Origin of the sequence: Pseudomonas meliae, assembly GCF_001400515.1 — a bacterium.
In the GTDB taxonomy this organism is placed as follows: domain Bacteria; phylum Pseudomonadota; class Gammaproteobacteria; order Pseudomonadales; family Pseudomonadaceae; genus Aquipseudomonas; species Aquipseudomonas amygdali.
The window spans coordinates 22532-32878 of the sequence record NZ_LJQT01000074.1 but is presented as its reverse complement, the minus strand read 5'-3'; the positions used below and the strand labels follow the sequence as shown (position 1 = coordinate 32878).

The 10347-nt window shown below is 57.5% G+C and carries 11 protein-coding genes and 1 pseudogene; 6 read left to right on the top strand and 6 right to left on the bottom strand.

The annotated features are described in order from the left end of the window. Positions 1 to 169 precede the first annotated feature (169 nt). The 3 genes from ALO64_RS03285 to ALO64_RS03275 form a co-directional block, all read right to left on the bottom strand. A complete protein-coding gene (locus tag ALO64_RS03285; protein ID WP_002554589.1) occupies positions 170 to 1453 on the bottom strand; it encodes an OmpP1/FadL family transporter in 1284 nt (427 codons plus the stop codon). Between the two features lie 242 nt (positions 1454 to 1695). Continuing rightward, a complete protein-coding gene (locus tag ALO64_RS03280; protein ID WP_002554588.1) occupies positions 1696 to 1914 on the bottom strand; it encodes a hypothetical protein in 219 nt (72 codons plus the stop codon). Between the two features lie 477 nt (positions 1915 to 2391). Further along, complete coding sequence (locus tag ALO64_RS03275) at positions 2392 to 2697, bottom strand: hypothetical protein (RefSeq protein WP_005731271.1); 306 nt, start codon at positions 2695 to 2697, stop codon at positions 2392 to 2394. A 746-nt stretch (positions 2698 to 3443) separates the two neighbouring features. Here ALO64_RS03275 and rmuC point away from each other — a divergent pair. Further along, positions 3444 to 4808 (top strand): DNA recombination protein RmuC, encoded by a 1365-nt coding sequence (gene rmuC, locus ALO64_RS03270; RefSeq protein ID WP_167336730.1) that lies wholly within the window; start codon positions 3444 to 3446, stop codon positions 4806 to 4808. Between the two features lie 198 nt (positions 4809 to 5006). After that, positions 5007 to 5129: a PA1414 family protein gene (locus tag ALO64_RS26605; RefSeq protein ID WP_101165338.1), complete on the top strand. Its 123-nt coding sequence runs from the start codon at positions 5007 to 5009 to the stop codon at positions 5127 to 5129. Between the two features lie 87 nt (positions 5130 to 5216). Here ALO64_RS26605 and ALO64_RS03265 read toward each other — a convergent pair whose 3' ends face one another. Further along, the gene (locus ALO64_RS03265) at positions 5217 to 5510 is read right to left on the bottom strand and encodes a hypothetical protein (protein ID WP_044343353.1); all 294 of its coding nucleotides are present in this window, start codon (positions 5508 to 5510) and stop codon (positions 5217 to 5219) included. Between the two features lie 225 nt (positions 5511 to 5735). Here ALO64_RS03265 and ALO64_RS03260 point away from each other — a divergent pair. Together ALO64_RS03260 and ALO64_RS03255 are read left to right on the top strand one after the other, a co-directional pair. Next, positions 5736 to 6345, top strand: a pseudogene (locus ALO64_RS03260) (tRNA-uridine aminocarboxypropyltransferase). 100 nt (positions 6346 to 6445) lie between these two features. After that, positions 6446 to 7315, top strand: coding sequence for a DMT family transporter (locus ALO64_RS03255; RefSeq protein WP_044343352.1), 870 nt, complete (start codon positions 6446 to 6448; stop codon positions 7313 to 7315). 18 nt (positions 7316 to 7333) lie between these two features. Here the strand turns inward: ALO64_RS03255 and ALO64_RS03250 are convergent, their stop codons facing one another. Together ALO64_RS03250 and ALO64_RS03245 are read right to left on the bottom strand one after the other, a co-directional pair. Beyond that, positions 7334 to 7948 carry an NAD(P)H-dependent oxidoreductase gene (locus ALO64_RS03250; protein WP_044343351.1) on the bottom strand — a complete coding sequence of 205 codons (615 nt, stop codon included), beginning with the start codon at positions 7946 to 7948 and terminating at the stop codon, positions 7334 to 7336. Next, a complete protein-coding gene (locus ALO64_RS03245) occupies positions 7941 to 9335 on the bottom strand; it encodes a class II fumarate hydratase (protein ID WP_044343350.1) in 1395 nt (464 codons plus the stop codon). Before ALO64_RS03245 ends, ALO64_RS03250 begins: the two co-directional genes overlap by 8 nt. A 169-nt stretch (positions 9336 to 9504) precedes the next feature. Here ALO64_RS03245 and ALO64_RS03240 point away from each other — a divergent pair, with 169 nt between their 5' ends. Next, positions 9505 to 10032 carry a DUF2059 domain-containing protein gene (locus ALO64_RS03240; RefSeq protein ID WP_003314637.1) on the top strand — a complete coding sequence of 176 codons (528 nt, stop codon included), beginning with the start codon at positions 9505 to 9507 and terminating at the stop codon, positions 10030 to 10032. Positions 10033 to 10047: 15 nt separating this feature from the next. Next, entirely contained in the window at positions 10048 to 10341 is a 294-nt protein-coding gene (locus ALO64_RS03235) for a BolA family protein (RefSeq protein WP_002554579.1), read from the top strand. Positions 10342 to 10347 lie beyond the last annotated feature (6 nt).

Here is a 10347-nt window from a genome sequence, read left to right as displayed (position 1 = left end):
GCGTCGGCACGATAGTCAGTCATGAGGCAGAGCATCTGTACGGTAGCCAGTCAATGACGCGGAGTATCTGTACGGCAGTCAATCAATGCGGGTCTGAGCGCACCAGGCACGCAATAAAAAGCCCGTAACCATTACTGGTTGCGGGCTTTTTTCAGCCTGGCAGTTGCTATCAGAAGCGATAGGTAACCGAAGTGCCCAGGCCGTGAGCGGTGTTGCGGTAGTCAGCGCTGTACGAACCTTTGGTCGCGCTGGAGTCGCGGATCTTGGTTTCGTCTTCACGCAGGTACGAGTACGCCACGTCGATGGTCAGGTCGTCGGTCGGGCTCCAGCCTGCGCCGAAACTGATGATCTTGCGATCGCCAGTCGGGATGCGTGGGGAGCGGTTGACGTTGTTGGTCGGCGACTGATCAACGGAGAAACCTGTGCGCAGGGTCCACTCTTTATTGACCTTGTACGAGGCACCGATGGCGTGCGCCCAGGTGTCGTGCCAGTTCTGTTCTTCGGTGATGGTGCCGATTGGGCCGGCAGAACCGCCCAGCAGAGCAGGGACGCCATCGTTGTTGACGGTGATGTCCTGCAGGCGGCTCCAGCGAGTCCAGGTACTGCCTGCGTAAACAGTCCAGTTCTCGTCGAGTTGCTGGGTGATAGAGAAGTCCACCGACTCAGGCGTGGAGATGTCCAGCGAAGCATCGTACTTCTGGCCGCCGAACGGGCCGAAGCCCGAGCCTTCGATCTTGGTCTTGCCCTTGAGCTTGTAATCGACCTTGGAGTGGTAAGTCAGGCCCAGACGAGTGGTGTCGGTAGCCTGCACCAGGATGCCGGCATTGAAGCCGATTGCGGTGTCATCGCCTTCGATCTTCACCTTGCCGTCATTACGGCCCGGTGTTGCGGCGTTCAATGTTGCCGAGGTCAGTTCACCGTCGATGCGGTTGATGGTCGGGCCGAAACCGATGGAAACCTTGTCATTGAATGCATAGCTGACAGTTGGCTGGAAGGTCACGATCTGGACGTGACTCTTGTCGCCCCAGTAGCGGCCGGCGAAGCCTTTTTCGTAATCAGTGACCAGGCCGAACGGGACGTACACGCCCAGACCAAATGCCCAGTGATCATCGATAGGTTTGACGTAATAGCCCATTGGCACGCCGACCACCGGAACCATGTCACCGTCGTTGCTGCCGCCGAATGTGCCGCGACCGTTGTCGATGTCGGTCTTGGCAATCACGGCTGCGGCGCCGACGCTGATTTGTTCGCGTTTGATTCGGGACATGCCGGCAGGGTTGCCGAATACGGTGCTTGCATCATCGGCTGACGAGGAGCGACCTGCAAAGCCTGTGCCCATGCCGCTGATGCTTTGTTCGTTTAGGGCAAAACCGGCTGCAAGCAGTTGAGAAGAAGCCAGACCCAGGGCGAGTCCAAGTGTTGTCCGGTTCAGTGTTTTTGTCATTATTTTCATTATTAGAACTCCTTGTTGTTCACCGGTCGAAAATTACCAACATTTTCGATGGCGCGCTATAGGCTGAGGAGCCCGATTTAGAGCTATTCTTGTAGGACAATCTTGATAAAGCCGTGGGAATTGCAATTTAGACGAAGTCCCAGTGCTGCACATTGGTCAATGTCGTCAATTCAATATAGAGCGGGCATAAAAAAGCCCCGCTTTGCAGGGCGGGGCTTTTGGCGAGCGGTGAATCGTTTGCGTCAGGCGATGAGTGCTTGACGAGTACGCTCGATCACGGCTTGCAGCGGTTCGGCGCTTGCGTACTGATCGGGGTACAGGCGTTCGCTGTGACGGGCGATGCCGTGTTCGTTGACGATTGTAAAACTGAAACAGCCTTTGCGAGCGGCCATGATCAGGCAGTTCATCGGGGCAAAAGCATTGGTCAATGTGTGAATTGCGTGTTGGGTTTGAGTATTCATATTCAAGGTGTTTCCTGAAACAACACGGAACAATACCGTGCATAAATAAAGATTCCAGTAAACGCGGGCCGACATTTGATACAAAAGCCTGGCTGGGCGGAGAACCTGACTGGAACAAAGACAGGCAGTTGAAGCGCGCTTTATCGTATGGCGCTCTGGCTGACCGGTAGGTACTTAGGAGGGCAGGCAACACAACAGGAGCAAAGGTTCTACGCTCCGGGTGAAGATCCTGATCAATTGCAGGCTGGTTGAAGCAGACCATGAGCATGACTGCACTGTCACCCCAAATGGTGCATCAGCGCGAAAGGTTCATGTCTGGAAACCATCGAGGTGGTCGATCCCTTGTTGCCAACATTCTCGTCGCATGGAGGAGTGTCTGTCGGGGGACTTGTCGACCGGAATTGATTTTCAGCTTGGTACTAACGGCGGTGATGCTACCCGCCATTTCGAAGTATTGCAAGCGTCGGTAAATAAAATTCACCAGTGCCCGACCATACGGTAGATCAGCACGGTCACGGATGCGACCATCGAGCACCCGAGCAGGTAGGCAGCGATGGTCAGCCGCAGGGATTTGCGGCCTTCGATGGCGCGCATGATGTCGCCTGTCTTGTTGATACGTCCATTGCTCAGGTCGCTGCAGATGATCAGTAGCAGGGCAATTGCAGACAATAGCACGCTATAGGCGAAGACGCCGCCGTCCGGCGGTGGCAGGACAATACTGGCCGCCAGGGCGACGATGCAGACGGCCAACAGCAGCAGGAAGAACTTCACTATCTCCTTCATGGGCCTTCACTGAATCCTTGGTGGCTGATATTTGGTCTTTTTTGGCAGTGCTTGGACCACGAGATGCATGATTTGTCGCCTGCATTGTTTTCAAGGCGTCTGGTGAGGTGTGGACTGCGTCGGCCACAGGTCGATCCCGCTGGTTGAAAGGCTGCTGAAAGCCACGTATTCATTGAGAATAAGATGCAATCGAGCATGAATCATATGATGCCCGAAATGGCTGAAAAGAGCCCCGGCAAGGAGTTGTGCACATTAGCTGAACAAGCTGCCATATCACTGTCACAAGCGTTGCTAAGGGTTTGATTTATGATGGTGAATTATTAAGTCAATGAAAAACATCGTTTTTTTTAGCTGGTGAAAAAATCGTCAGTTTGAGCGCAGGCCGCATCCTGCTTGCGTTTGCGGAAGTTAAAGGGGGGTTGTCCACTGAGTTATCCACAGCTTCTGTGGATTGTCCCGGCTGAAATGTCCCCGAAATGGGGGCTGTGCGCGTTGCTGAAAGCGCGTACAATCCGTTCCCCCGATTTGCCCCCGCCTGTTGATCTTGCCTCGCCCTAGACGACGTTTCTGCTGCACTATCACGCGCTTACCCACACTGCCGCTGGCGATGATTCAGCCTGCATGGAGTCTTTATGGCACTGGACCTGAACAGCCTGTTACTGGGGCTTGCTGCAGCTGCTGTGCCCTTGTTGGCATTGCTCTGGCAGTTGCAGCGTCGTCTGGCACTTCGTCAGGCCGAGAGCGCGCTGCTGGACGAGCGCCTGAGCATGGCGCAGATGGCGCAGGAAGGCCTCAATGCGCAACTGGATGCCTGCCGCGACGAGGTGAGTGACCTCAGCCAGGCCAATGCGGCCAAACAGGCCGACCTTGCAGCGCTGCGGCGCGAGGTCGAGTTGCTGCGTCAGGAAGGCGATAGCGCTCGCGAAACGGCGCATGCCTGGAATCATGAACGTGCCGGCAGAGAAGCCGAGTTGCGTCGTCTGGATGCGCAGTGCGCGGCATTGAATGCCGAGTTGCGTGAACAGCAGGACAGCCATCAGCAGCGCCTGAATGATCTGCAGGATTCCCGGGATGAGCTGCGCGCGCAGTTCGCCGAGTTGGCAGGCAAGATCTTTGATGAGCGTGAGCAGCGTTTTGCCGAAACCAGCCAGCAGCAACTGGGGCAATTGCTCACACCGCTCAAGGAGCGCATCCAGTCGTTCGAAAAGCGCGTCGAGGAAAGTTATCAGAACGAAGCCCGCGAACGTTTTTCGCTGGCGAAGGAGCTGGAGCGTCTGCAGCAGTTGAATCAACGTTTGAGCGATGAAGCCACCAACCTGACGCGCGCCTTGAAAGGGCAGAAGACCCAGGGTAACTGGGGTGAACTCATTCTTGAGCGGGTGCTGGAGCATGCCGGGCTTGAAAAGGGCCGTGAATACCAGACGCAAATAAGCCTCAAGGGGCCGGATGGCGAGCGCTTTCAGCCTGATGTGCTGATCATGCTGCCCGGTGACAAACAAGTGGTGGTCGATGCCAAGGTCAGCCTGACGGCTTATCAGCAGTACGTATCGGCTGATGACGACGTTATCGGTCAGGCTGCGCTCAAGCAACATGTGCTGTCGCTGCGCAATCACGTCAAAGGCCTCTCGGGCAAGGATTACAAGCGTCTTGAGGGGCTTCACAGTCTGGATTTCGTTCTACTCTTCGTGCCTATCGAAGCGGCTTTTTCTGCAGCCTTGCAGGCGGAGCCGAATCTGTTTCAGGAAGCTTTTGATCGCAACATCGTGATTGTCAGCCCCACCACACTGCTGGCCACCTTGCGGGTCATCGACAGCCTGTGGAAGCAGGAACGTCAGAGCCAGAACGCGCGCGAGATTGCCGAGCGGGCAGGTTGGCTGTACGACAAGTTTGTGTTGTTCATTCAGGATCTGGACGAGGTAGGCAACCGTCTGCAGCAACTGGACAAGGCCTACTCGGCGGCGCGCAACAAGCTGACGGAGGGGCGCGGCAACCTGATAAGCCGTAGCGAGCAACTCAAGCTGCTGGGTGCGCGTGCCAGCAAGAGTCTGCCCGCGGACTTGCTCGAACGGGCTATGACTGACAATGACGGCCTGATCAGTCCGCCTGAATGATCAGTTTGGCTCGTCGGCGCAACGTTCAGTAACAGGCCGTCCGTCGCAAAGACTAGAAGCGAGCCTGTACAAATGTCACATTGGCTCTATCGGAAAATTGTTTTCCGTAGCACTCGGCTAACGGTTCATTTGCTTCTATGATCTCTAGTGAGTGATGTGTACAGATTGACTGCCGGGTATTTCCCTCAAGGGGGCTCTATGAATAGCAAACTGCAAGAATGGCTCCATGACGCAGGCGTTGCATTGGGTCTTATAGAACGACCAAAACTGCAGCCCATTCCGGTTCGTGCCGATGATGATCGTCGTCGCCAACGCCGGTAAACCTCTCGCCTGACCCTCTTCGCTGGGCAGAGCGCATATTGAATCTGGTCGGGACGCACAGGAGTGTCCCGATACAAGGGCTGGCATTCAATGCCGATGTCCGGGTTTTCCCTTGGTTTTGTTGCCTTCGCTTCCCATCAACAGAATTAGCTCGATGATCATGTGCAGGGAAAAGTCCTCGGGCTTTGTGATGGCCTGTTCCTTGATCTGGTCAGGAAACGCGAAGTTGAAGATGTCCCCCAGCGCCGCGAACAGACACTCTATGTCATCGTCCTCAAAAGCCAGGTCGATGAAGGTGGCACCTTCGTGAATCATGCTTTTATCCACTAGAATGATGCCTAGCGCGTCAAACACCTTCTGTTTGATTTCTTCGCGATTCATGAAAGCCCCTGAGGTTGATCTTGTCAGACTCAGCAGGCGTACTTCATTTCACCAGCCCAGACCTCAAGGCTAGCTCAAATCGCTGTTGCAGCTACGGTTCACCCCCGTGCAATGGGGGCTATCCGGTTAAACTGCGCCGCAGTTCGACAGGCGGTTGTGATGAGCTCAAGGTCATGGCGCAGCGCGGCATGTTTTAACCTTTTTGGATTGTCCGAGTAAGAACCGATGCCCCGCGCCCGCTGTAAACGTTGCCTGCGTCCCGTCCCGCACTGTCTTTGCGCCTTGATTCCGCAACTGGACAGCCGCACGCGAGTGTTGATCCTGCAGCATCCCGCAGCATCCCGATGAAGCCGGCCATGCGTTGAATACGGCGCGACTGGCCGCACTGGGTCTGGTCAATGCGCAGTTGCGGGTGGGGGAAGTGTTCGATGATCTGCAAACGCTTTTGAACCCGCCCGGCTATCAGGCGCGGTTGCTGTTTCCGGGTGACGCTGCCGAGACGTTGCTGCCCTATGTGCAGAACTCGCTGCCCATGTTGCTGGTCGTGCCGGATGGCACCTGGCGCAAGGCGCGCAAACTGCTGCACCTCAACCCCTTGTTGGCGGGCCTGCCAAGGGTCACACCAGGCAATGTGCCGGTTTCGCGTTATCGCTTGCGCAAAGCGCCGGGCCCGGATGCCTTATCGACGCTTGAGGCTATCGTTCATACCTTGCAGACGCTGGAGGCGCCGCGCTCTTTCGAGGCGCTGCTGAAGCCTTTCGACGCCTTGATCGAAGGTCAGATTCAGGCCATGGGCAGTGAGACGTATCAGCGCAATCACGGCGGTCAGGGGTAAAGAACACAATTGGCGGCGTTAACTGCGCCCAGCTGTAACTGTTGCTTTGCAGGTCAGCGCCTAGAATGAGCAACTGGTTCTATCTCTTGCGGAAGGTTCAATGCACATCTCGTCTGGTCGCTGGGTCTATGGCCTTTGTCTGTCGCTGTTGACTGCGTTGCTCTGGGGCATTCTGCCAATCAAGCTCAAGCAGGTCCTGCAGGTCCTGCAGGTCCTGCAGGTGATGGACCCTGTCACTGTGACCTGGTTTCGCCTGGCTGTTTCCGGCGCGCTGTTGTTCATCTGGCTGGCGTCGGTCAAGCGCCTGCCCAGCTTCAAGGTGCTGGGACGCAAGGGCCAGGTACTGGTGGGGCTGGCGGTATTCGGCCTGGTCGGCAACTACGTGCTGTACCTCATCGGCTTGCGGCTGCTGAGCCCCGGTACCACGCAATTACTGGTTCAGGTCGGCCCGATCTTCCTGTTGATCAGCAGTATCTTTTTGTTCAAGGAACGTTTCAGTCTGGGGCAGGGCATTGGTCTGGCCGTCTTGCTGATCGGTTTCGGCTTCTTTTTCAATCAGCGTCTGGTGGAGCTGTTCACCTCGTTGGGCGATTACACCCTTGGTGTGCTGGTGGTGCTCCTGGCCTCGACCATCTGGACGTTCTATGGATTGAGCCAGAAGCAGCTCCTGACCGTGTGGAATTCGCTGCAGGTTATGATGGTGATTTACCTGTTCTGTGCGCTGTTGCTAACGCCTTGGGCGCACCCCGCCGAGGCGTTATTGTTGAGCCCGTTGCAGGGCTGGCTGCTACTCGCCTGCTGTCTGAATACACTGGTGGCCTATGGTGCTTTCGCTGAGGCGCTGGCGCATTGGGAGGCATCACGGGTCAGCGCGACGCTTGCGATGACGCCGCTGGTTACGCTGACCGCGCTTGGCCCTTCACTGGTCGCTGGCCTCAGAGCGCGCAAGGCAAGGCTCGCACAGGCCTGAATTCACCGCCCGGACAGATCAGCGCTTGCCCAGTGCCTGTGCCTGGAGAATCCATTCCTGGCGTTGCTGTTCGCTGGCACTGTGCACCGGGGCAAATTCGGTAAGGCGTTTGGTTTTTATCCCGCAAAAGCCCAATATCGTCCGCACCATCTGCCGGTGAGCCGGCGCGCCGTAAATCCAGTGAAAGTAGCGGGGCGAGGTGTCCATAGTGACCAGCAGCTCTGCAGTGCGGCCCCGGAGCAGCTCATTGGAGGATTGCTTGCGGCCGTGAGTCTTGAACGCAAAACCAGGCGTCAGTACCCGGTCGAAAAAGCCCGTCAGTAGCGCCGGCAAGCCGCCCCACCAGACCGGATAGACGAATACCAGATGCTCGGCCCAGTGAATCTGGCGCTGGGCGTCGAGCAGGTCCGGTTCAAGTGTCTGGGTTTGATCGTAGCCATTGTGCAGAATGGGGTCGAAATCCAGCTCACCCAGCTTGAGTTCCCGCACCACATGCCCTTCACTGCGCGCAGCCTGTGCATAGGCTTCACCAAGGGCATGGCAGAGACTGATGGCTTTCGGCGTACCGTAAACCATCAGAATCCGTTTGCCGTTACCTTCCAGTGGCGTTGCGCCGCTTCTGGCATCAGCCATTACTGCCTGCCTCGAGCATTTTGTCCGGACGCACCCAGGCGTCGAACTCCTCATCGGTCAGATAACCCAGCGCCAACGCGGCTTCACGCAGCGTCAGGCCTTCGGTGTAAGCCTTCTTGGCAATCTGCGCCGACTTGTCATAACCGATATGCGGATTGAGTGCTGTAACCAGCATCAGTCCGCGCTCGAGGTGCTCAGCCATTTTCTCGGCATCCGGCTGCATGCCTGCAATGCAGTGTTCATTGAAGTTGCTGCAGCCATCGGCCAGCAAGCGGATTGACTGCAGCACATTGTGAATGATTACCGGTTTGTAGACGTTCAGTTGCAGGTGGCCCTGGCTGGCGGCGAAGCCGATGGTCACGTCGTTGCCCATGACCTGGCAGGCGAGCATGGACAAGGCCTCGCACTGGGTCGGGTTGACCTTGCCGGGCATGATCGAACTGCCGGGCTCGTTGGCGGGCAGTCTGACTTCGGCCAGCCCGGCACGCGGGCCGGAGCCCAGCAGACGCAGGTCGTTGGCGATTTTCATCAGGGTTCCGGCCAGGGTCTTCAATGCGCCGGAAAGCGCTGCAAGCGGCTCGTGGCCGGCCAGTGCGGCGAACTTGTTGGGCGCAGTGACGAACGGCAGCCCGGACAGTGCAGCCAGCTCTGCTGCGATTGCCTCGGCGAAGCCTTTCGGCGAGTTGAGCCCGGTACCGACCGCAGTACCGCCCTGGGCCAGCTCATAGACGGCGGGCAGCGCAGCGCGAATGGCCTTTTCTGCGTAATCCAGCTGCGCGACGAACCCCGAAAGCTCCTGACCAAAGGTGATAGGGGTCGCATCCATCATGTGCGTGCGCCCGGTCTTGACCAGTTTCATGTGCCGCGCAGCCTGCTCGGCCAGCCCGCTGGAAAGCTCGGCGATGGCTGGCAGCAGCTGTGCCTTGACCGCCTGAGCAGTGGCGATGTGCATGGCGGTCGGGAAGCAGTCATTAGAGCTTTGCGAGCGATTGACGTGATCATTGGGGTGGACCGGCGATTTGCCGCCACGGCCCTGGCCAGCCAGTTCGTTGGCGCGGCCTGCGATCACTTCGTTGACGTTCATGTTGCTTTGCGTGCCACTGCCGGTCTGCCAGACCACCAGCGGGAATTGCGCGTCGTGCTGACCGTCGAGCACCTCATCGGCAGCCTGTTCGATCAGGCGGGCAATGTCGGCGGGCAGGTCGCCGTTACGGTCGTTGACGCGTGCCGCGGCTTTCTTGATCAGGGTCAGCGCGTGCAGAACGGGCAACGGCATTCGCTGGTCGCCAATCGCAAAATTGATCAGTGAGCGTTGGGTCTGCGCGCCCCAGTAGGCATCTTCGGGGACTTCGATCGGGCCAATGCTGTCGGTTTCGGTGCGGCTCACTGTTCTTACTCCTTTAAGTGCGTTGCAGGGTTAGGTGTCCATATGCCGACAGGGTTCCCGCGCAGTGCTTTTTAACCGCTGGGTGAACCGGGGGTTGAGCCAAAAGCCCAGATAAGCGCAGAATGGTCGGCCCTGGGGTAATGCCTCGTTTGCTAGATAAGGAAACTCGATGACCCGTCTTCGTGCCATTTGTACCGCGGTAGCCCTGGTCTGTGCCAGCGGCCAGGTCTTCGCCGACACCGCCAGTCACAACGCGAGCGCCGAAACGTTCCTGAAGCTTGCCAACGCCGATCGCCTGGGCGCTCCGGTCTATGCACAGGTTCAGCAGATGTTCGCTCAGCGTTTTGCTGAAACCAAGGCACCTGCATCGAAAAAAGCCCTGCTTGAAACCTATCAGGCCAAGGCCAACACCGCTCTGGACCAGGCTATTGGCTGGAACAAGCTCAAGCCTGAGATGGTCAAGCTGTACACCGCCAACTTCACCGAAAGCGAGCTGAAGGACCTGGTTGCGTTCTACCAGTCTCCGCTGGGCAAGAAAGTGATGACCAAAATGCCTGAGCTGGCTCAGCAATCGGCCCAACTGACCCAAAGCAAGCTGGAAAGCGCAGTGCCGGTCGTCAACAAGCTTCTGGCTGACATGACTGCCGAACTGGAACCTGCCAAGGCAGCCGCTCCAGCTCCTGCCAAAAAGCCCTGACAGGCGATTGCTGCCATGACCATGCAACAACGAATCGAGTCGGCGCTTGCGCTGCTGCAACCGCACCATCTGCAAGTGCTCGACGAGAGCCACATGCACAGTCGTGGTCAGCAGACCCATTACAAGGCTGTTCTGGTCAGTGATCAGTTTCAGGGCCTGAATTCGGTCAAGCGGCACCAGAAGGTTTACGCCACGCTGGGTGCCCTGATGGGCGAGTTTCATGCGCTGGCGTTGCACACTTACACGCCTGAAGAATGGTCGAAGGTCGGTGCAGCGCCTGCTTCACCGACCTGTGCTGGCGGTCACTGATCAGGG

Excerpts from the sequence above, each read along its gene's own strand:
- ALO64_RS03285 (WP_002554589.1), bottom strand. The coding sequence starts at position 1,453 with ATGAAAATAATGACAAAAACACTGAACCGGACAACACTTGGACTCGCC.
- ALO64_RS03280 (WP_002554588.1), bottom strand. The coding sequence starts at position 1,914 with ATGAATACTCAAACCCAACACGCAATTCACACATTGACCAATGCTTTT.
- ALO64_RS03275 (WP_005731271.1), bottom strand. The coding sequence starts at position 2,697 with ATGAAGGAGATAGTGAAGTTCTTCCTGCTGCTGTTGGCCGTCTGCATC.
- ALO64_RS26605 (WP_101165338.1), top strand. The coding sequence starts at position 5,007 with ATGAATAGCAAACTGCAAGAATGGCTCCATGACGCAGGCGTTGCATTG.
- ALO64_RS03265 (WP_044343353.1), bottom strand. The coding sequence starts at position 5,510 with ATGAATCGCGAAGAAATCAAACAGAAGGTGTTTGACGCGCTAGGCATC.
- ALO64_RS03255 (WP_044343352.1), top strand. The coding sequence starts at position 6,446 with ATGCACATCTCGTCTGGTCGCTGGGTCTATGGCCTTTGTCTGTCGCTG.
- ALO64_RS03250 (WP_044343351.1), bottom strand. The coding sequence starts at position 7,948 with ATGGCTGATGCCAGAAGCGGCGCAACGCCACTGGAAGGTAACGGCAAA.
- ALO64_RS03240 (WP_003314637.1), top strand. The coding sequence starts at position 9,505 with ATGACCCGTCTTCGTGCCATTTGTACCGCGGTAGCCCTGGTCTGTGCC.
- ALO64_RS03235 (WP_002554579.1), top strand. The coding sequence starts at position 10,048 with ATGACCATGCAACAACGAATCGAGTCGGCGCTTGCGCTGCTGCAACCG.